The organism is Phenylobacterium sp. Root700 (assembly GCF_001429025.1).
Classification (GTDB): Bacteria; Pseudomonadota; Alphaproteobacteria; order Caulobacterales; family Caulobacteraceae; genus Phenylobacterium.
Window position 1 is genome coordinate 97863 of sequence record NZ_LMHT01000033.1, and the last position, 19513, is coordinate 117375.

Genomic DNA, 19513 nt, shown 5'->3' on the forward strand with positions numbered 1-19513 from the left:
CAGCGGGTCTTCCGGCTGTCCACCAAGTATGAGCTGCCAGGCGCCTTGGAGCGGTTCAGCGTGGGCGGGTCGCTACGTTGGGAAAGCCGGCCGCCGCAGACGGCGGTGAACCCTGGCACGGGGGTGAGCGAAGCCGTTGGTCAGCCGGCCGATGTGCTGGTCAATCTGATGGGTCAGTTCGACGTCAACGATCGCACGTCGGTCCAGTTGGCGGCCGCCGCCGCTCGTCCGCCTTGCGCGGCGCATATCGGGGCCTCGGCGATCCCAAATTCGATCATGGCCGGGGCGAAGTTCAGGTTGTCGTGCTTATCCCGCGTCAGCTTGAGAAGAACGAACCGCTGCAACTCGCTAAGCCGCGCCCACTGGGACCGACTGGGCGGCGCCAGGCCGACCGAGCGCGCCTGATGGGCGACGCTGGCCGGCACGTTGTCGGCGTCGGTCCATTGCTCGCAGGGAGGCTCGACCAAGGCCTTGGCGGGCTCGCCGGCCCGCAGCGCGATCAGGGCCACCAACTCGGCACGGTAAGCTTCGACCTGCGCCGCGCCCTCGCAGGGCGCCATCAACAGGTCCTGCCGGTCAGCTCGCGTAAAGCGGCTCCATTGGCGCAGGGACAACTTGATCGCGCACGCATCCAGCTTGAAGCGCACGGCCATCGGAACGCAGCGCAGGGTGGCGACGAAATCGCTCTCGAAGGCGAACAGCTGGGCGTCGTTCATGACAGGGCTCGGACCGGCGAGACGTCGGCGAAGCTGGCGATCGACGCCCGCGCGGTGACGTCGCCGATCAGGATGACCACGGGTCCGGTCGGCTTCGCCACGTCGAGCGCCTGCGCCAAGGTTTCGAGCGTGCCCGCGACGCCGCGCGCCGCGCTGTGGCCGGCGTTCTCGACGGCGATGGCCGGCGTGCAGCCCAGCCAGCCTTCGCTCATCAGCTGGTCGGCGGCATCCCGCACCTGATCACGGGCCATGTAGAGCGCCAGGGTGGTGTCGGCGCCCAGGCTCTTGCGGCCCACCTCGACCAGCCCGCCGCCCGCCGCGGTCGCCGTGCAGATCAGCAGGCGCCGGCTCTCCCCGCGATGGGTGAGCGGGAAGCCGAACTGAGCCGCCGCCGCGCTGGCCGCCGTGACGCCCGGCACGATCTCGGTGCTGACGCCGTGGCTGTTGAGGAAGGCCTGCTCCTCGCCGACCCGGCCGAAGATCGAGGGATCGCCGCCTTTCAGCCGCACGACATCGATCCCGCGCCGGGCCAGGCGCAGCATCAGGCGATTGATGGTCTCCTGCTTCATGCTGGTCCGCCCGGCCCGTTTGCCGGTCTGGATTTTCAGGCAGGCGGCGGGCGCCAGGGCCAGGACCTCCTCGGAGATCAGGGCGTCGTAGAGCAGGGCCTGGGCCGATCCGATGGCGCGGGCCGCACGCAGGGTCAGCAGGTCGGCGGCGCCAGGACCTGCGCCGACCAGTTTCACGGTTCCGAGGCGAGCTTCAGGCTGCATCGAGGATCTCCGTTCGGGGTGTTGCAGACAGGATGCGGGCGATCTCCGGCCGGCAGGAACCACAGCTCGAGCCGGCCCCAGTGGCGTCGCTAACCGCGTCGACATCGTGGGCGCCGGCCTCGATCGCCCGGGCGATGACGCCGGCGCGAACATTGCGGCAGGCGCAGACCACGGGAGAGGTTTCCGTCGCCCGGCCCGGCGCGCGACCGATCAGCAGCGCGGCGCGGTCCTGGGCCGTCAGGCTGTCTGCGGTGAACAGCTCGGCCAGCCAGGCGCGGGGTGGCAGGGCGCCGGAGGTGGTGGTGAACAGCACCCGGTCCAGGCGCTCGCCATCCATGAACGCCTCGCGTAGAGAGCCGGCGGCCGGGTCCTCGTAGCGGAGCGCGCCGCCCGCCGCCCCGTGCAGCAGCAGCTTGGCCAGGGCCTCGCGCTCCCCATCATCGCCGCGCCCGGCGAACTCGTGGAGGTGGCATCCGTCCTGGGGAATCCGCCGCCAGACGAGATCCAGATGGGCCGGCGGAGCGAAGGCGTCACGCGAGATGTGAAAGCCCCGCCAGGTCTCGCGATAGGGCCGCACGCGGGCCGGCGTATGTTTGAACTCCGGCTGGCCGGAACGCGGATCGACCTGCGCGGCCACCAGGGGGTTGGCCCGGCCGGACGGCGCGAAGCCTTGCGTCCAGTGCATCGGCATGAAGATCGAGCCGGGGCGCTGACGGTCGGTGACGCAGGCGAGCACGACGGCCTCGCCTTGCGCGGTCCTCACCCGGGTCAGCGCGCCGTCGGTGATCCCCACGGCCTCGGCGTCGGCCGGGTGAATTTCGACGAACGGCTCGGGGGCGTGACGCCATAGACTCGGGGCCAGACCGGTGCGGGTCAGGGTGTGCCACTGATCACGGATCCGCCCGGTGTTGAGCGCCAGCGGAAAGGCCGGATCGGTCGCCTGGGCAGGACCGGCCGCCGGCGTCGGCAGCATCTGCGCCCGGCCGTCCGGGGTCTGGAACCGCCCATCGACAAACAGCCGCGCCGTACCGCCCTGCCCGGTCACCGGCCACTGGACCGGCTGCAGGGCGTCGTAGTCGTCAGGCGTGAGGCCGACTAGGCCGGAGAGATTCAGCAACCGGTCGTCGTTCTCATAGGCGCTCATCCGGGCCCATTCCCGGAACACCTGGACGGGCGAGCGCCACGAGAAGGCGTCCGCGTGGCCCATGGCGCGGCCGACATCGGCGATGATCCGCCAATCGGCCCGCGCCTCGCCGGGCGGCGCGAACAGCGCGCGCTGCCGCGAGATCCGGCGCTCGGAATTGGTGACGGTTCCATCCTTCTCGCCCCAGGCCAGGGCCGGCAGCTTCACATGGGCGAAGGCCGTGGTGTCGGTCTGGGCCATGCAGTCGGAGACCACGACGAACGGACAGGCGGCCAGGGCGCCGCGGACTGCGCTGGCGTCCGGCATGCTGACCGCCGGGTTGGTGGCCATGACCCACAGCGCCTTGATCTTGCCGCTGGCGACAGCGTCGAACATGTCGACGGCCTTCAGGCCCGGACGCTCGGCGACCCGCGACGCGCCCCAGAAGCGGGCGACCCGCGCGCGGGACGCCTCGTCGAAATCCATGTGCGCGGCCAAGGTCGTGGCCATGCCGCCGGTCTCGCGTCCGCCCATGGCGTTGGGCTGGCCGGTGATCGAGAACGGGCAGGCCCCGGGCTTGCCGATCCGGCCGGTGGCCAGATGGGCGTTGAGGATCGCCAGCCCCTTGGTCACGCCCTGGGCCGACTGGTTCGAGCCCATCGAGAACAGGCTGACGGTCCGCGGCGTCTGCGCGAACATCTGGAAGAAGCGTTCGAGGTCGGCGAGCGCCAGGCCGCAGTCGGCGGCGACCGCCGAGGGCGACTGGTCGTCGGCCGCCAAGGCCGCCTCGACCTGCGCGAAGCCGGACACGTGGGCGGCGATGTAGCTGCGATCCACCGCCCCGCGACGGATGAGATCGGCAAGCAGGCCGTTCCAGAGCCGCACGTCGGTCTGGGGCGCCAGCGGCAGATGCAGGTCCGCCACCTGCGCGGTGTCGGTGCGGCGAGGGTCGATCACCACATGGCGCTGGCCGCGCGCGCGCGCCGCCTCCATCCGCCGGAACAGCACCGGATGGGTCCAGGCCGCATTGTGGCCGGCGAACACCACCAGGTCGGCGAGATCCAGATCCTCGTAGCAGCCCGGCACCAGATCGGCGCCGAAGGCCAGCTTGTGGGCCACCACCGCCGAGGCCATGCAAAGCCGAGAGTTGGTGTCGATGTTCCCCGACCCGATGAAGCCCTTCATCAGCTTGTTGGCGGCGTAGTAGTCCTCGGTGAGAAGTTGGCCCGAGACGTAGAACGCCACCGAGTCCGGGCCATGCCTGGCGATGGTCTCGGAGAACCGGCGCGCGACCAGCGCCGTGGCTTCGTCCCAGGTCGCGCGGCGATCGCGGATCATCGGGAACAGCAGCCGGCCGTCCATCCCCACGGTGTCGGCCAAGGCCGCGCCCTTGGAGCAGAGCCGGCCGTGGTTGGCGGGATGGGCCTCATCCCCTGCCAAGGTCAGGGCCCGGCCCTCGGCGCGGCCGGACACCCCGCAGCCGACCCCGCAATAGGGGCAGGTGCTCTTCCGGGCTTCAGCGCCGCCCGCCATGGTTCAGGTCCGTCCCAGGAACAGGCGGCCCTCGCGGACCTCCAGCGGCACGACCGGCGCGCAGCCCTTGCCGCGATCGGCCCCCATCGGCTCCCCCGTGGCCAGGTCGATGGACCAGGCGTGCAGCGGGCAGGTCACCGCGTGACCGTGGATGATCCCCTGGCTGAGCGGGCCGCCCTTGTGCGGGCAGGCGTCCTTCAACGCGAACACCAGGCCATCCCCGGTACGGAAGATCGCCACGTTGCCGCCCGGCGTCGGCACCCGCCGCGCGCCGCGCAGCGGAATGTCGGTGACCGCGCCGACGTCGGTCCAGGCGATCGGGTCTTTCACCAGAGCGTTCATGCGGGTTCGAACTCCATGCGACGGCTGAGGGGGGTGAACTCGTCGGAGTGGCGGCCGGCCACCCGCTCGGCCCAGGGGTCGATGCGGAAGAAACGCTGCGAATAGGCGAAGCGGTCGTAGAGGGCGCGGCGCACCTGCGGGTCCTCGACCTGGGCGCGGATGCTGTCCAGGCCCACGCGGGCCATCCATTTGTAGATCCGCTCCAGATACCAGCCCTCCTCTCGGTAGGCCTGGGTGACGGCGCAGATGGTCCAGATCGCCTCCTCTTCGGTGGCGACCTTGGTCAGCAGTTCGGTGCCCTGGATGTGCAGGCCGGCCGCGCCGCCGACATGGATCTCGTAGCCGCTGTCGACGCAGATCACGCCGATGTCCTTGCAGGTCGCCTCGGCGCAATTGCGGGGGCAGCCGGAGACGCCGAGCTTGACCTTGGCCGGGGTCCAGGAGCCCCACATGAACTTCTCGAGCCGCACGCCGAGCCCGGTGGAGTCCTGGGTCCCGAACCGGCACCAGTCGGTGCCGACGCAGGTTTTCACGGTGCGCAGGCCCTTGGCGTAGGCGTGGCCGGAGACCATGCCCGCCGCGTTGAGGTCAGCCCAGACCGCCGGCAGGTCGTCCTTCTGGACGCCCAGCAGGTCGATCCGCTGGCCGCCGGTGACCTTCACGCTGGGGATCTTGAACTTGTCGACCACGTCGGCGATGGCGCGCAGTTCGTCGGAATTGGTCATGCCGCCCCACATGCGCGGCACGACGGAATAGGTGCCGTCTTTCTGGATGTTGGCGTGGACCCGCTCGTTGATGAACCGGGACTGCTTGTCGTCGCGGTATTCGCCGGGCCAGGCGCAGATTAGGTAGTAGTTCAGGGCCGGGCGGCAGCTGGCGCAGCCGTCGGGGGTGCTCCATTCCAGGGCCTGCATGACGGCCGGCATGGACTTCAGGCTCTCGGCGACAATCCGGCGACGGGCCTCGGCATGGCCGTGACGGGTGCAGCCGCAGACCGGCTTTGGCCCCGTCTGGGCCTTGAAGCCGTCGCCCAAGGTCAGCATCAGCAGCTTCTCGACCAGCGGCGTGCAGGAGCCGCAGGAGGCCGAGGCCTTGGTCACCGCCTTCACCTCGTCCAGGGTGCTGAGGCCTTGCGCGACAATGGCCCCGGTGATCGCGCCCTTGCACACGCCGTTGCAGCCACAGACCTCGGCGTCGTCGGCCAGGGCTGCAACGGCCGCGCTAGGGTCCAGGCCTCGAAGGCCCTCCGTGGCGGTTTGACCGAAGATCAGGGTCTCGCGAATGTCGGCGACCTCGGCGCTTTGGCGCATCAGGTCGAAGTACCAGGCGCCGTCCGCCGCATCGCCGAACAGCACGGCGCCGGCGACCTTGCCGTCCTCGATCACCACGCGCTTGTAGACCCCGCGTCCGGCGTCGCGAAACACGATGTCCTCGCACCCCTCCCCGCCCGCGAACTTACCGGCGGAGAAGACGTCGACGCCCGACACCTTCAGGCGCGTCGAGAGCACCGAGCCCTCATAGGCCCCGGCGGTGTCGGTCAGGCCGGCGGCCAGCGCCTTGCACATCTCCCAGATCGGGGCGACTAGGCCGTAGCACTGGCCGCGATGCTCGACGCATTCGCCGACCGCCGAGATCCGGGGGTCGGAGGTTCGCATCTGGTCATCGACGATCAGGCCGCGCCCGACCTCCAGCCCCGCCGCCTTGGCGAGGCTGGTGTTGGGGCGGATGCCGACCGCCATGACCAGCAGGTCGCACGGCAGGGTGCGGCCGTCCTTGAGCTTCAGGCCCGCGACCCGGCCGTCGACGCCGACGATCTCCTCGGAGACCGCGCCGAGCTCGGTGGCGACGCCTTTGCCGGCCAGCGCGTCGGCCAGCAGGAAGCCCGCCGAGGCGTCGAGCTGGCGCTCCATCAGCACGTCGACCAGATGGACGACCGTGGCGGCCATGCCCCGGCGCACCAGGCCGTAGGCGGCCTCGATGCCCAGCAGGCCGCCGCCGATCACCACAGCCCGCGCGCCGGTCTGGGCCGAGGCGGCGACCATCGCCTCGACGTCGTCCAGGTCGCGGAAGGTGACGACGCCTTGCAAGTCGCCGCCGGGCAGCGGCAGGCGGATCGGATCGGAGCCGGTCGCCATGATCAGCCGGTCATAGCCGACCTCCAGCCCGCCCTCGGCGCTGACGATACGGGCCTGGCGGTCGATGGCCTGGACCGCGCGGCCGGCATGCAGGGTGATGGCGTTGTCGCGGTACCAGGCCTCGTCGTTGATTACGATGTCGGCGAAGGTCTTCTCTCCGGCCAGCACCGGCGAGAGCATGATGCGGTCGTAGTTCACCCGCGGCTCGGCGCCGAAGATGGTGATCTCGTAGCGACCTGGATCGCGCTTCAAGACCTCTTGCACCGCCCGGCAACCGGCCATGCCGTTGCCAACGACGATCAGTCGTTCCTTGGCCATCAGGGTCTCTCCGATCAAACGCGCGAGGGGGAGCCGGCGGCGTCAGCCGTGGCGGGCCAGGTCTTGCGCCACCGCGCCTTGACCCCGGTCAGGCAGGTCAGGGCGACGAGGGCCAGGGCGGCGAAGGCCAGCAGGCCGGCCTGGTACGAACCGGTCGCCTGCTTGGCCCAGCCGAGGCTGGCGGCGAGGTAGAAGCCGCCGACCCCGCCGGTCATGCCGACCAGGCCGGTGACGACGCCGATCTCCTTGCCGAACCGCTGGGGCGCCAGTTGGAACACCGCCCCGTTGCCCGCGCCGAGCGCCATCATGCTGAAGAGCAGGACGGCGAAGGCGAACCAGATGCTGGGGGCGTGGAAGCTGGCCAGGGCGAGGCCCAGCGCCGCCAGGATATAGACGACGCTCAGGGTCCGGATCCCGCCGAACCGGTCGGCCAAGGCGCCGCCCACCGGCCGCAGGAACGAGCCGCCGAACACGCAGGCGGCGGTGAAGAAACCCGCCGTCACCGGGCTGAGCCCGTACTCGGCGTTGAAGTAGATGGTCAGCGAGGACGAGAGGCCGACGAAGCCGCCGAAGGTCACGCTGTAGAGCAGCATCAACCACCAGGCGTCCGGGGTCTTGAGGACGTCGAGATACTCGGTCAGCGCCTTGGGCGGCGGCGGGTTCGGGGCGTCCTTGGCGAAGATCAGGAAGGTGACGAAGGCGACGGCCAGCGGCAGGCAGGCCAGGCCGATCACGTTGCTCCAGCCATAGGCCTGGGCCAGGCTCGGCGCGAATAGGGCCGCCAGGGCGGTGCCGGAGTTGCCGGCGCCGGCGATGCCCAGGGCCAGCCCCTGATACTCCGGCGGATACCAGCGCGAGGCCAGCGGCAGGGCGATGGCGAACGAGGCGCCGGCCACGCCGAGCACCAGACCCAGCGCCAGGACCTTGTGGTAGCTGTCGATGCCGATCAGCCAGGCCGCGCCCAGGCCGGCGAGCACGGTGAGCTGGGCGAGGATGCCGGTCTTCCTGGGACCGATGTGATCCACCAGCACGCCGGCGACCAGCCGCAGCAGCGCCCCGGCGAGCACCGGCAAGGCGACCATGAAGCCCTTCTGGGCGGGATCGAGATTGAAGTCCTTGGCGATCGCCACGCCCAGCGGGCCGAGGATCACCCAGACCATGAAGCTAAGGTCGAAATAGAGGAACGCGGACAGCAGGGTCGGCGTGTGCCCCGCCTTGAGGAACGAGCGATTCAGCATTGGATGAGCCCCGTACGGATTGGACGGAAGAGGCGGCGTCGCCGAGGGTTTTGGGAGGGCTCTTCATCGAGCCGATCCAAGAAGCCGCGAACGCCGTTGTCCTGGGCCTGAAGTCAGGAGGCCACCGCCCCGCCTCGCCGTCACCCATCCTGGCCGGTAGGGACCCGCCATTTATGCTGCAGTGCAAAATCTAGGCGCCGGATATCGCCCGTTGACTGCTTTTCAGGCGAGAACCGCCGCCTGGTCGTGCATCTGCGGGGCATAGACGCTCAGCGCCGCCTCGACGTCGGCGCCCGGCGCGATCTGTCCCCAGCGCCGCATCTGGTCCAGCAGCCACATCGCCTGGGCCGGATCGGGCCGGGTGACGCCGCCGCGATGGAAGACGACGTGCTTCAGGCCGGCCGCGATGGCGTCGCTGGCCACGCCCACATGCTGGGGCTCAGCCAGCAGCGTCGCCAAGGCCTCGCGGTTTTCAGGACTGTCGGCCCAGGCGAGCGCACGCAGCAGCGCACGCAACAGCGCCTGGAGGACCACCGGGTTCGCCTGCGCCCAGGCGCGGGTGACGCCGAACACCTTGTCTGGAGCGCCCGGCGCGATCGCGGCGCCGCGCGCGGCGACAACGCCGGCCCCGGCGTTCACGGCCACGGCGTTCCACGGTTCGCCCACGCAGAACCCTTCGATAACCCCCCCGGCCAACAGCCCGGCCATGCGCGGCGGCGGCGCCACCACGATGCGGACGTCGCGGTCAGGATCCAAGCCCGCCTGCGCCACCCACAGGCGCAGGAGGTAGTTGTGGGTGGAGAACGGGAACACCACGCCGAAGGTCAGCAGGCTGGCGTCCATGTCCCGCCGCTGGGCGACCAGGTCCGCCAGGCCGACCCCGGTCGGACTCGGGCCAAGTCCCAGCCGCGCGGAGAGCGTGATCGCCGCGCCGTCGGTGGCCAAGGCCAGCGGCGCGATCATCGCCGTCGCCTCGCTGCCGATCCCCAGGCTCTGGGCAAGCACCATCGGCGCCAGCATATGGGCGCCGTCCAGCGCGCCCACCGCCACCTTGTCGCGGATCGTCGCCCAGGACGCCTCGCGCGATAGCTCGACGTCCAGCCCCTCGTCGGCGAAGAAGCCGAGCGCCTTGGCGACGATCAGGCCCGCCGCGTCGTCCAAGGGCATGAAGCCCAGCTTCAACGGCCCGCTCATGAGGCGTCTCCCTTCAGCACCCCGGCGAACGCCAGCAGATCGGCCGCGACGGCCCCCAGCGGCCGGCCGGTGTCCATCGAGAGCTTGCGCAGCAGGTTGTAGGCCTGCGCCTCCTCCAGCCCCCGCTCCTTCATCAACAAGGCCTTGGCGCGCTCGATGGTCTTGCGCGAGACCAGATCGGCCTTGGCCTTGTCCAGGTCCTTGCGCAGCTGGTTCATCAACTGGAAGCGGCTCATCGCGACCTCCAGGACGCCGCGCACCCGGCCAGGCGCCAGGCCGTCGACGACATAGGCCGCCACCCCGGCCCGAACGGCGGCTTCCGCCAGTCCCGGCTCGGAGCGGTCGACGAACATCACCACCGGTCGCGGATTGGCCAGGCTCGCGTCACGCAGGCTGTCGATGGTGTCCCGGTCAGGGCTTTCGGTCGCCACCACGACAACGTCGGGGGCGAAGGCCGCGGCCTCGGCCTCGTCATAGACCGGCCGATGGCGCACCTCGAGCGGATCGACGCCCGCCAGGCCTTCAGCCACGAGCGCCGCTCGAGCGAAATCAGGATCGATCACCAAGACGCGCATAGCGTTGGACTAGTGGGGGTGGACGCGCTGAAGCGGAACGCTTCGACATGTTTCCAGCCCGGCGACGATGAAACGCACAATTCGCAGTCAGTCGGCGCCGAGTTTTTAGGCGTTCGCCCTGGCGGCCAGTTCCGCCAACAGGGCCTGGCGCTCCTGCGGGGTGTTGGCCCCTCTCAGCCTGGCCTGGGCTTCCAAGGGCGGGACAAGCCGCACGACACCCGCCCGCTCGATCAGTCGCGCCATCGGCCAATCAGCCCGCGCGTCGGACGGCAGGGCGTCCAGCGCCACCACTAGCGGAAAATGCAGACCTTCATAGGCGGCGCCGGCGGCGCCGGCGGCCAGCAAGGGCGCCAGATCCTCCGCCGTCAGGCTGGGCGCATCGACCGCCAGCACCAAGGCGCGCAGGCACCCGGCGCCGCGCAAGGCCGCCGCCCCGGCCAGCACCCCGCCCACCGGTCCGCCCAGCGGTGTCTCCTCGATGACGAGCGGCAGGCCGTAGTCGGCGGTCCCCACGGTCACGACGATCTTCGCGCCGACCTCCAGGGCAAGGTCAGCCACCCGGTCCACGGCGCGGCGGCCAAGCCAGTCCATGAGCGCCTTGTCCGCCCCCATGCGACTGGAGGCGCCGCCGCTTAGAATTATCGCGCCAAGCTGCACAAACATCTCCTGGAACCCACCGCCACGATCGCATGGAAGCGCCCGCGACGACCGCCTTGTCGACCGCTACAGTGAGCGAGATCGCGTCATGGCCGGCGACCATATTGGGACCATCGCCATGCTGCACGAGCGGAAAATCGGATGACGACCTGCGCCCCCTTGGAAGAGCATCTCAATCGGGACTGCTTCTGCATCGACGTCGACCCGGCCCAGGTCTGGTCCGCCGTAGAGCAAGCCTCGGCCGGCGCCGTGCCGATCGCGTTGCTCAAGCAACATCGGGCCCACCTCTTTTCCAACTCCGCGGTCTTCCTGTCCGCCTCCGACCTGGATGCGATGAGCCAAATCGTAGCGGCCATTGAAGCGACCGCTCAGCTCCCCGCGTTCCAGACGGCCGCACTCGCCTGGGCGCCGGACATCGCCAGGCGCGATCACGGGCCACGCGGCGCCTTCATGGGCTACGACTTCCATCTGACGCCCGACGGTCCCAAGCTGATCGAGGTCAACACCAACGCCGGGGGCGGGTTCCTGAACGCGCTGCTGGCCCAGGCGCAGACCGCCTGCTGCCCCGAGGTCCGGGCGATGGTCCCGGCGGCCGCGCCCCTGGCGGAGTTCGAGGACGCCGTCTGGCGCATGTTCATCGGCGAGTGGCGCCTCCAGGGGCGGCTCGGCCACCCCAGCGTCGTCGCGATCATCGACACCGCCCCGGAGGATCAGTACCTCTATCCGGAGTTCGTCCTGGCCCAGGCCTTCTTCGCGCGCCACGGCGTGCAGGCCGTGATCGCCGATCCAAGTGCGCTGCGTTTCGAGGCGGGCCGCCTGATCTTGGGCGACCTCACAGTCGACCTTGTCTATAATCGGCTGGTCGATTTCGCCTTCGACACGCCTGCGTCCGCAGCGCTTCGGGCGGCCTATCTGGCCGGCGCCGCCGTCGTGACGCCCAGTCCGCGTAACCACGCGATCTTGGCCGACAAACGAAACCTGGCCCTGCTGTCGGACCCAGGCGCCCTGGCGACGTTCGGGGCGAGCGCCGAGTTGCGCCGCGCCTTAAGCACGCTCCCGCACACCAGGCTGGTGACGACCGACAACGCCGACGAGCTCTGGGCGCAGCGGAGATCACTCTTCTTCAAGCCGGCCGGCGGCCATGCCGGCAAGGCCGTCTACCGCGGTGACAAACTGACCCGAGGCGTCTGGTCGATGATCTGCGAGGGCGGCTACATCGCCCAGGCCTTCGCCGCGCCAAGCGAGCGTCGGGTCCAGGTCGATGGCGATCCCCAGGCCCGGAAAATGGATGTGCGGCTCTACACCTATGCTGGAGCGACGATCCTGGCGGCGGCGAGACTCTACCAAGGTCAGACGACGAACTTCCGAACCCCGGGCGGCGGGTTCGCGCCGGTGATCACGCTCGCAGCGCCCTCGACCACGGCCGCGACGATGGAAGACGCAATCCGCAGCCGGATGGCTTCCTAGGAACGAACAAGAGTCCCGTCCCGGATGCTGGCGGCTGCGCGTCCGCGCCGGCTTGCGGGGGCAAGGGCACGGACGGCAGGTCGCTGAGGCCGCTATTTGAGCGTGAAGTCGACGTGCTCGACGCTCGCCAGCGGGAACGGGACGCGATAGTCCTCGATCACCGGCGTGCCGCTGTCCCAGCCGACCGCCGCGCCCTCCAGCGACCAGGCCCCGGCGACGGTCTTGTCGAGCCGGGTGGCGCCGACCTCCACGCCGTCGACGCTCATGGTCACGACACCGCCCTGGCCCATCCCGCCGCCGTCATAGACAAAATCGAGGTCGATGCGGTGCGCGCCTGGCCCCAGCGCCGTCGGGCTTTCCAGCCGGTATTGGTCTTGCGGCAAGCTGGAGCGCTTGTAGGCGAAGGTCGGTTTGCCCGACAGCATGACTAGGCCCCAGCCCCCGAACCGGCCGCCCTGGGTCACCACCGTTCCGCTCTCACCGCCGGCCCCAAGCTTCACCGCCGCGGAGAGTTTCCACGACCTGTTGCGAATGTCGGGGAAGACCCCGTTCGGATAGCGGGTCTCGCTCGGATAGAAGCGCAATTGCGATCTGCCCTGAAGGGGACTTGGCCGAATGCCGCCGCCCAGCCGATCGAAGATCGAAGCCTGAACCGGCAGGACGTTGTTGCGCTGGGCCTCCTTCTCGAAGGTCGCCTGCAGCTCGGCCAGCTTCTTGGGGAGCTTGGCGGCCAGGTCGTCGGCCTGGGTGAAGTCCTTGTCGAGGTTGTAGAGCTCCCACTTGAACTTGGCGGCGTCGACGTCCTTGCCGGGCGTCCAGGGCAACCGCTCGGGCGTGGTCGAGGCCATCCAGCCATGATCGTAGATCGCCCGGTTTCCGAACATCTCGAAGTACTGGACATCGCGGCCTGGGGCCGTCTTCGAGGTGAAGGACGCGGCCAGGCTCTTGCCGTCCAGCGGCTTGATCGGCGCGCCGTCGACGCTGGCCGGAACCTTGATTCCGATCACGTCATAGAGGGTCGGGGCGATGTCGACGACGTGAGAGAACTGCGAGCGCACCTGGCCGACATCCTTGATCCGCGCCGGCCACGACATCACCATGCCGTTGCGCACGCCGCCGAGGTGTGAGGCCACCTGCTTGGACCATTGGAACGGCGTGTCCATCGCCCACGCCCAGCCCACCGGATAGTGGCCGAAGGCCATCGGACCGCCCAGGGTGTCGATCTTGGAGAGGGTGAAATCCGTAGGCTCGTAGATGCCGCCCAGGCCGGCCATCTCGTTGGTGGTGCCGCCCAGTCCGCCCTCGGCGCTCGCGCCGTTGTCGCCCTGGATGTAGATGATCAGGGTGTTGTCCAGTTTGCCTTCCTGGCGGATCTCGTCGATCACCCGGCTCATCTGGTTGTCGGAATAGGCCAGCGCCCCGGCATAGACCTCCATCATCCGGGCATAGAGTTTCTTCTGATCGGGGCTGAGCGAGCTCCAGGCCGGGATCTGGCTGGGCCGCGGGGTCAGCTTGGCGTTCGCCGGAACCACGCCCAGCTTCTTCTGCCGCGCGAAGCTTTCCTCGCGCATCTTGTCCCAGCCCTGGTCGAACTGGCCCTTGAAGCGGTCGATCCATTCGCGCGGCGCATGGTGAGGGCCGTGGGCGGTCCCCGGCGCGTAGTAGACGAGGAACGGCTTGTCCGGCGCCGCCGAGCTTTGCGTGCGCAGCCAGCTGACCGTCCGGTCGGCGAGGTCGTGGTCGAGGATGTATTTGGGGTCGTTGGTCGGCGGCTCGATCAGGTTGCGGTTCTCGACCAGGGCCGGCGCCCACTGGTCGGTCTCCCCGCCGTTGAAGCCGAAGAAGTAGTCAAAGCCCAGCCCGTTGGGCCAGCGCTCGAACGGACCCTCCGGGCCGGTTTCCCAGTCCGGCGTCGAGTGGTTCTTGCCGATGAAGGCGGTGCTGTAGCCGTTGTCCTTCAGCACCCGGCCGAAGGTCACCGCGTCATTGGGTAGGATGCCGTTGTAGCCCGGGCGCCCGGTGGCGATCTCGCTGACCACCCCGGCGTTCACCGCGTGGTGGTTGCGTCCGGTCAGCAAGGCCGCGCGGGTCGGCGAGCATAGCGCGGTCGTGTGGAAGCGGTTGTAGCGCAGGCCCTGGGCGGCCAGGGCGTCGAAGGTCAGGGTCGGGATCGGACCGCCGAAGGTGCTGCTCGCGGCGAACCCGACATCGTCGGTCATGATGATCAGGACGTTCGGCGCGCCTTGCGGCGCGCGCGGCGAGGGCGCGTAGCCCGGGGCGGTCGCCCGTGCGGCCGGCGCCTGCGCGGCGGCCGGCAAGGCGCACAGCATCGCCAGCGCCGAGGCGGTCGCGAGCAAAACGGAGCTTCTTAGAAATAGCGCCATGTCTGTCCTCCCAATTTTCTTGTTCTTTGCCGACGCTCGATCGCGCCGGGTCTAGGCCTAGCGGTCCACCGCGCCGACCCGTGTGGTGAAGCCGCCGTCGACGGGCAGCAGCGCGCCAGTGACGTATTTCGCGTCGTCGGAAGCCAGGAACAGCGCCGCATGGGCGGTGTCCCAGGCCGTTCCCATGCCGCCCTTCAGCGGAACCCGGGCGTTGCGCGCCGCGCGCACCGCGTCCTGGGCCTGGTTCGTCATGTCGGCGTTGGCGACGATCGCCATCGGCGTGTCCATCAGGCCCGGCAGCACGGCGTTGCAGCGAACGCCATGCTCGGCGTTGGCGCTGGCGACCGCGAGCGTCAAACGGTTCACCGCCGCCTTCGAGACCATGTAGGCGATCGCGCTGTCGCCCGCGACGGAGGCCAGAGACGAGATGTTGACGATGGCTCCGGCCCCGGCTTCGCGCATGATCGGGATCGCCGCCCTGATCGTCAGCCACATCCCCTTGAGGTTGACGTCCAAGGTGGCGTCGAACCCGGCCTCCGTGGCCAGGTGGGCTGGTCCGTCGCCGACCAGGCCGACGCCGACATTGTTCACCAGAATGTCCACGCGCCCCATGCGCGCCAAGGCGGCGTCGAAGATGCCGGCCACATCGTCGGCCTTGACGATGTCGGCCTGGACGCTGCTCGCCCGGCCGCCCTCCGCCGCGATCAACGCCACCGTCTCGTCGGCGCTGGCCAGGTCACGGTCGACGCAGAGCACCTGCGCGCCTTCGCGGGCGAACAACAGGGCCATGGCCCTGCCGTTGCCGACCGTCTCGCCCGCCGTCTGGCCGGCGCCGACGACGATGGCGGTCTTGCCCTCCAGCCTGCCCATCGTCCTACCGTCGTAGATCAGGATCGAGCGCCAGGCCCTGATCCAGTTGCACGCCGAAGGTGTTCAGGAACATCGAAACCTGGGTGTACTGGCCGGCGGTGTAGACCGCGTCCATGACGTTCTTCTCACTGAAATGCGCCCGAAGTTGCGCCCAGGTCGGATCGCTCACGAAATGGTCGGTGACCAGTTCATCCGCCATTCGGATCAGGGCGGCCTCATCTGGTGTCCAGCCGGCTTCGGCGCCTTGCTTGATCCTGGCGATCTCGGCCTCGGTGAGGCCCGACTGCAGGCCGATCAGCACGTGCTGGGCAAACTCGTAGCCCGACCTGCAGAGGTAGCCGACTCGCAGGATGACGATCTCACGTTGGCGTGGCGTCAGACTGTTGTCCGCCGACATGATGTAGCCGCCCCAGGCCAAGAAGGTTTGCAGGGCCTTGGGCGTCCGCGCGAAGGTCCGGAAGATATTGTAGAGCTGGTCCCGCGCGATCAGCGGCGCAAGGATCGCAAGTTGCTCGTCGGTCAGTTCGACGTCCTGAAGCGGCGCAATCCTCGGTGCATTCAATCGCATGGGAGACTCGTTCTTTGGCGGTTTATGGTCCGAAGCGGTCATCGCGCCGGCAGGGGCTTCGGCCACGGCGGACGTCGCGGCGAACAGCGCCGAGACGACAACAGCAGCCATCACGCGGTTGCGCCCGATTGGGATGATTTTCATTTTCACGGCACCTTGGTGGGCGGAGCGGCGCAGGCGCATCAATGACGAAGCTGGCGCGCCATCCAGGCGCCGGCCTCGTGGATGGCGGCCAGCCCTGAGACCGGCAGGGCGAAGTGGAACAGCGGCCAGGCGTGAACCATCTCGGCCCAGACGTGCAGGCGTACGTCGATGCCGGCCAGGGCGGCGCGGCGCGTGAACTCGACGGAGTCGCTGAGCAGGACTTCGTCGGCCCCAACCTGGATGAACAGCGGCGGCAGGCCGGCGAGGTCGGCCATCGCCGGCGAGATCAGCGGGTCTTCGGCCGAGGCGCCGGCCCGATAGGCCGCCGAACAGGCGGTCAGGGCGGCGTGTGTGATCATCGGATCGTGCGGGCCGCGCGCCGCAAAGGACGCGCCGCTCTGGGTCATGTCGAGCCAGGGGCTGAGCAGATAGGCGCCGGCCGGCTGCGCCAAGCCAAGATCGCGCAGCTTCAGCAGCAGGGCCGCCGTCAGATTGCCGCCGGCGGACTCCCCACCCAGGACGATGTCCTCAGGCTTGAACCCCTCACCCAGCACGAAGCGATAGGCTTGCTCGGCGTCGTCGAGGCCGGCGGGATAGGGGNACACCAGGTGTCGGTGACTCAGCGGGCTGCCGAACATGTGGCCGCCGCCGTGGAAATAGATCAGCGCCTTGGAGGTGTCCGCGCCCTTGGGCGTGATGCGCTCGCCGCGAACCGAGCCGGCGACGACCGGCGTGACCTCACAGCCTTCGGCCGGCGGCACGGCGCCGTGCTGGCCGTCGAACGCCGCGCGCTCAGCCTCGACGCTGGGCGGAGCGCTTTCGCGCATCTTGGTCAGTTCGACGAGTTGCTGCTTGAAACCCGCGATGTCGGGATCGTGCCTGCCCATTGTTTCCTCCGCTCCGGGCTTCGTTCAATCGGCCCGAATTTGACGTTATGGTGCACACCATCCCGGCCACATCAGCCCGAGTCAAGAGTTTTGACAAACAAGTTTCGTTATGCATTCGATTGTTGGAAATAGGGATGCAAGGGCGCGACGGACGAACGCCGTTGGCGCGTCTGGTGAGGGCGGCTGTCGAGCAGGTCCCGCTTGACCGGGCGCCCAGCTAGAGCGGGCGCAGACCCAGGGCGATCAGTTCGGCGACCTCACGGGCCGCCATCTGACGCTCCTCAAGCGAGAAGGTGTCGAACCACTTCGGCAGCCATTGGTAGACGCCCGGAACGATCGCCACGATCGCGCGCGGGTTGGCAGCCGACATCGAGCCTTGGGCCTGGCCGACGGCGAAGATTTCCAGGTGGATGTCCATCAGCCGCACGGCCGAGGCGTTGATCTCGTCCTGGGCGGCGGCCGGCAGGGCCTCGAACCCGGCCAATGGCGAGAGGGTCGCCAGATCCTCGCGCAGGCTGGCCGCGGCCCCAGCGTTCATCGACAGGCAAAACGCTTCGAGGCGCGAGCCGTCATAGGCGCGGGCGGCCCCGGCGATCTCCTCCCACATCCGGAAGGAGCGCCGATAGCACTCGACCACCAGCGTCTCCTTGTCGCCGACATTGTGGTAGATCACCTTCTTGGTGACCCCCACGCGGGTGGCGATTTCCTCGAGCGACGTGGCGTCCACGCCCTTGAGGTTGAACAGCCAGGAGGCCGAGGCCAGCAGCGCCTGCTGCTTGGCGGCGGCCAGGGCTTCGGCGTCGAACACCCGGTCCAGCCGCACGTCCGCGAACGAGAAGTCGAATGGCGGGATCTTGATCGGCAGGCGTCGTTCGACGGCCACCCCGTGATCGAGCAGGGTCTTGATCGCCTCGACCATGTCGCGCTGCGACAGGGCCTGGCTTGAGCGCCAACGCCGCGCCATCGGGATCCAGGAGACCAGGCCGATGATCGCCTGGGCGACGATGCCGGCCGAACAGGCGCGCAACTCCCCCCGCCGCGCGCCGGCGTTGAGAATCTCGGCGATGCTGGCCAGTAGGGCCTCGTAGAGCCCCAGGATCGTGCTGCGCTGCTCGGGGCGCAGATAGGCCGCCTCGCTGAGCGAGGCGAACTCCGGTTCATCCTCGGCCAGCATGCCGTCGACGAAGGCCAGCAGCACGGTCATGGCGTCGCCGCCGCCATGCGAAGCCTCGCTCAGGCGGCGCGCCATCATCTCGCAGGACCGGCGATAACTTTGGAAGACCAGGTCTTCCTGATCCTCGAAATAGTAGTAGAGCGCGGCGCGCGAGACCCCGACCGACTTGGCGATCTCGGCCAGGGAGGTCTGGGAGATGCCGCGGCTGTTCAGGGCCTTGGCGGCCTCCTCCAGCAAACGCGCGCGCTTGGCGCCACGGGTCGAACGATCATCGGCTTGGGACAATTTCACTCCCCGGCTTCATCACGCGTCCAGCTTGACGTCAACCGCCCTGCGAACACTCAAACGTAAAATCAGTGCGACCTACCGCTAGCGTTCATCCCAAGGATAGAAGCTCGGCATCTTCGAGGCGCTGGCCGTGAACTCCGGCTCGCGCTTCTCCAGGAAGGCCGCCACCCCCTCCTTGCCGTCCTCGAGGCTGGTGTAGAACATCGCCAGGGAGTCCACCCGATGGGCTGCCAGCGGATGGGACTGTGCGCTGTTGCGCAGCAGCATCTGACGAGCCAGCGCGACCGCGACGGGCGAGCGGCCGGCGATGAACTTGCGCGCCAAGGCCTGGGCCGCGCCGAGCAGCTCCTCAGGCGCGTGGACCGAACGCAGCAGGCCGCCGCGCAGTCCCTCGGCCGCATCGAAAATCTCGGCCGACAGCACCCACTCCAGCGCCTGCTGCGGCCCGACCAGGCGGGGCAGGAACCAGCTTGAGCAGGCCTCCGGCACTATGCCAAGCTTGCCGAACACGAAGCCGATCCGCGCCTTCTCCGAGGCCATGCGGATGTCCATGGCGAGCATCATGGTCGCGCCGATGCCGACGGCCGCGCCGTTGATCGCCGCGATCACCGGCTTCTTGCAATTGTAGATCGCCAGCGTCACCCGCCCGCCGGTGTCGCGCACGCCGTCGCGGATCGCCGGGTCGTCCAGCCGCTCGCGCATGTCGGTCAGGGTCGGGCGGAGGCTCTCGTCCAGACCGAAGACGTTGCCGCTGGAGGACAGGTCCATGCCGGCGCAGAACGCCCGGCCCGCGCCGGTCACCACCACGGCGCCGACACCGTCGTCTTCGCTGGCGCGCTCGAACGCGGCGATCAGGTCGTGCGCCATCTCGACGGTGAAGGCGTTGAGCTGATCGGGCCGGTTCAGGGTCAGGGTGAGGACGCGGTCGGACACCTCCCAGGTCAGGGTCTTGTAGGTCATAGGTCCCCTTGGCAGGCTGTCTTAGGTCGCGGCGGCGAACTGAACATGGATGGCGGCCCTGCGTCTAGAACGCGTTCTGTCCGGTGATGGCGCGTCCGAGGATGAGGGCGTGGACGTCGTGGGCGCCTTCGTAGGTGTTGACGGTCTCCAGGTTCGCGGCGTGTCGC

At 69.1% G+C, this 19513-nt stretch carries 16 protein-coding genes; 1 reads left to right on the plus strand and 15 read right to left on the minus strand.

The genetic code is table 11. The features are described 5' to 3' along the window. Positions 1 to 173: 173 nt before the first annotated feature. The 9 genes from ASE02_RS17635 to ASE02_RS17675 all read right to left on the minus strand — a co-directional run bounded on the left by ASE02_RS17635 (position 174) and on the right by ASE02_RS17675 (position 10610). The gene (locus ASE02_RS17635) at positions 174 to 716 is read right to left on the minus strand and encodes a nitrate reductase associated protein (protein WP_082602190.1); all 543 of its coding nucleotides are present in this window, start codon (positions 714 to 716) and stop codon (positions 174 to 176) included. Then, complete coding sequence (cobA, locus tag ASE02_RS17640) at positions 713 to 1489, minus strand: uroporphyrinogen-III C-methyltransferase (protein WP_056735848.1); 777 nt, start codon at positions 1487 to 1489, stop codon at positions 713 to 715. The genes ASE02_RS17635 and cobA overlap by 4 nt, the downstream gene beginning before the upstream one ends. Then, a complete protein-coding gene (locus tag ASE02_RS17645) occupies positions 1479 to 4145 on the minus strand; it encodes a nitrate reductase (RefSeq protein WP_056735849.1) in 2667 nt (888 codons plus the stop codon). Before ASE02_RS17645 ends, cobA begins: the two co-directional genes overlap by 11 nt. Positions 4146 to 4148: 3 nt before the next feature. Further along, positions 4149 to 4487 carry a nitrite reductase small subunit NirD gene (gene nirD, locus ASE02_RS17650; RefSeq protein WP_056735850.1) on the minus strand — a complete coding sequence of 113 codons (339 nt, stop codon included), beginning with the start codon at positions 4485 to 4487 and terminating at the stop codon, positions 4149 to 4151. Then, complete coding sequence (gene nirB, locus ASE02_RS17655; RefSeq protein ID WP_056735851.1) at positions 4484 to 6940, minus strand: nitrite reductase large subunit NirB; 2457 nt, start codon at positions 6938 to 6940, stop codon at positions 4484 to 4486. The genes nirD and nirB overlap by 4 nt, the downstream gene beginning before the upstream one ends. A 14-nt stretch (positions 6941 to 6954) precedes the next feature. Next, positions 6955 to 8178 (minus strand): NarK/NasA family nitrate transporter, encoded by a 1224-nt coding sequence (locus ASE02_RS17660; RefSeq protein ID WP_056735852.1) that lies wholly within the window; start codon positions 8176 to 8178, stop codon positions 6955 to 6957. A 222-nt stretch (positions 8179 to 8400) separates the two neighbouring features. Continuing rightward, a complete protein-coding gene (locus ASE02_RS17665; protein WP_056735853.1) occupies positions 8401 to 9372 on the minus strand; it encodes a CmpA/NrtA family ABC transporter substrate-binding protein in 972 nt (323 codons plus the stop codon). After that, the gene (locus tag ASE02_RS17670; protein WP_235536744.1) at positions 9369 to 9902 is read right to left on the minus strand and encodes an ANTAR domain-containing response regulator; all 534 of its coding nucleotides are present in this window, start codon (positions 9900 to 9902) and stop codon (positions 9369 to 9371) included. The genes ASE02_RS17665 and ASE02_RS17670 overlap by 4 nt, the downstream gene beginning before the upstream one ends. A gap of 150 nt (positions 9903 to 10052) precedes the next feature. Beyond that, positions 10053 to 10610 (minus strand): NTP transferase domain-containing protein, encoded by a 558-nt coding sequence (locus ASE02_RS17675; RefSeq protein ID WP_056735855.1) that lies wholly within the window; start codon positions 10608 to 10610, stop codon positions 10053 to 10055. A 135-nt stretch (positions 10611 to 10745) separates the two neighbouring features. Here ASE02_RS17675 and ASE02_RS17680 point away from each other — a divergent pair, with 135 nt between their 5' ends. Beyond that, positions 10746 to 12071: a hypothetical protein gene (locus ASE02_RS17680; RefSeq protein WP_056735856.1), complete on the plus strand. Its 1326-nt coding sequence runs from the start codon at positions 10746 to 10748 to the stop codon at positions 12069 to 12071. A gap of 92 nt (positions 12072 to 12163) precedes the next feature. On the opposite strand, the gene ASE02_RS17685 is transcribed toward ASE02_RS17680, so the two are convergent. From ASE02_RS17685 to ASE02_RS17710, 6 genes are all read right to left on the minus strand, one after another. After that, on the minus strand, positions 12164 to 14428 hold the full coding sequence (locus ASE02_RS17685; protein WP_056735857.1) for an arylsulfatase: 2265 nt from the start codon (positions 14426 to 14428) through the stop codon (positions 12164 to 12166). An 84-nt stretch (positions 14429 to 14512) separates the two neighbouring features. Then, positions 14513 to 15325 carry an SDR family NAD(P)-dependent oxidoreductase gene (locus ASE02_RS17690; RefSeq protein ID WP_056735858.1) on the minus strand — a complete coding sequence of 271 codons (813 nt, stop codon included), beginning with the start codon at positions 15323 to 15325 and terminating at the stop codon, positions 14513 to 14515. 4 nt (positions 15326 to 15329) lie between these two features. Continuing rightward, positions 15330 to 16076, minus strand: coding sequence for a carboxymuconolactone decarboxylase family protein (locus tag ASE02_RS17695; protein WP_235536746.1), 747 nt, complete (start codon positions 16074 to 16076; stop codon positions 15330 to 15332). Continuing rightward, positions 16076 to 16637 (minus strand): alpha/beta hydrolase fold domain-containing protein (locus tag ASE02_RS23385; RefSeq protein WP_369818586.1); only part of this gene is annotated, 562 nt, incomplete at its 5' end. The genes ASE02_RS17695 and ASE02_RS23385, both read right to left, overlap by 1 nt. 504 nt (positions 16638 to 17141) lie before the next feature. Then, entirely contained in the window at positions 17142 to 18389 is a 1248-nt protein-coding gene (locus ASE02_RS17705; RefSeq protein ID WP_082602192.1) for a TetR/AcrR family transcriptional regulator, read from the minus strand. 78 nt (positions 18390 to 18467) lie between these two features. Next, entirely contained in the window at positions 18468 to 19346 is an 879-nt protein-coding gene (locus ASE02_RS17710; protein WP_056735861.1) for a crotonase/enoyl-CoA hydratase family protein, read from the minus strand. Positions 19347 to 19513 lie beyond the last annotated feature (167 nt).

What these genes read in the sequence shown, in the direction of transcription:
- nirD (WP_056735850.1), bottom strand. Translation starts at nt 4,487, where the DNA reads ATGAACGCTCTGGTGAAAGACCCGATCGCCTGGACCGACGTCGGCGCG.
- nirB (WP_056735851.1), bottom strand. Translation starts at nt 6,940, where the DNA reads ATGGCCAAGGAACGACTGATCGTCGTTGGCAACGGCATGGCCGGTTGC.
- ASE02_RS17695 (WP_235536746.1), bottom strand. Translation starts at nt 16,076, where the DNA reads ATGCGCCTGCGCCGCTCCGCCCACCAAGGTGCCGTGAAAATGAAAATC.
- ASE02_RS17680 (WP_056735856.1), top strand. Translation starts at nt 10,746, where the DNA reads ATGACGACCTGCGCCCCCTTGGAAGAGCATCTCAATCGGGACTGCTTC.
- ASE02_RS17645 (WP_056735849.1), bottom strand. Translation starts at nt 4,145, where the DNA reads ATGGCGGGCGGCGCTGAAGCCCGGAAGAGCACCTGCCCCTATTGCGGG.
- ASE02_RS17710 (WP_056735861.1), bottom strand. Translation starts at nt 19,346, where the DNA reads ATGACCTACAAGACCCTGACCTGGGAGGTGTCCGACCGCGTCCTCACC.
- ASE02_RS17690 (WP_056735858.1), bottom strand. Translation starts at nt 15,325, where the DNA reads ATGGGCAGGCTGGAGGGCAAGACCGCCATCGTCGTCGGCGCCGGCCAG.
- cobA (WP_056735848.1), bottom strand. Translation starts at nt 1,489, where the DNA reads ATGCAGCCTGAAGCTCGCCTCGGAACCGTGAAACTGGTCGGCGCAGGT.
- ASE02_RS17675 (WP_056735855.1), bottom strand. Translation starts at nt 10,610, where the DNA reads ATGTTTGTGCAGCTTGGCGCGATAATTCTAAGCGGCGGCGCCTCCAGT.
- ASE02_RS17635 (WP_082602190.1), bottom strand. Translation starts at nt 716, where the DNA reads ATGAACGACGCCCAGCTGTTCGCCTTCGAGAGCGATTTCGTCGCCACC.
- ASE02_RS17665 (WP_056735853.1), bottom strand. Translation starts at nt 9,372, where the DNA reads ATGAGCGGGCCGTTGAAGCTGGGCTTCATGCCCTTGGACGACGCGGCG.
- ASE02_RS17660 (WP_056735852.1), bottom strand. Translation starts at nt 8,178, where the DNA reads ATGCTGAATCGCTCGTTCCTCAAGGCGGGGCACACGCCGACCCTGCTG.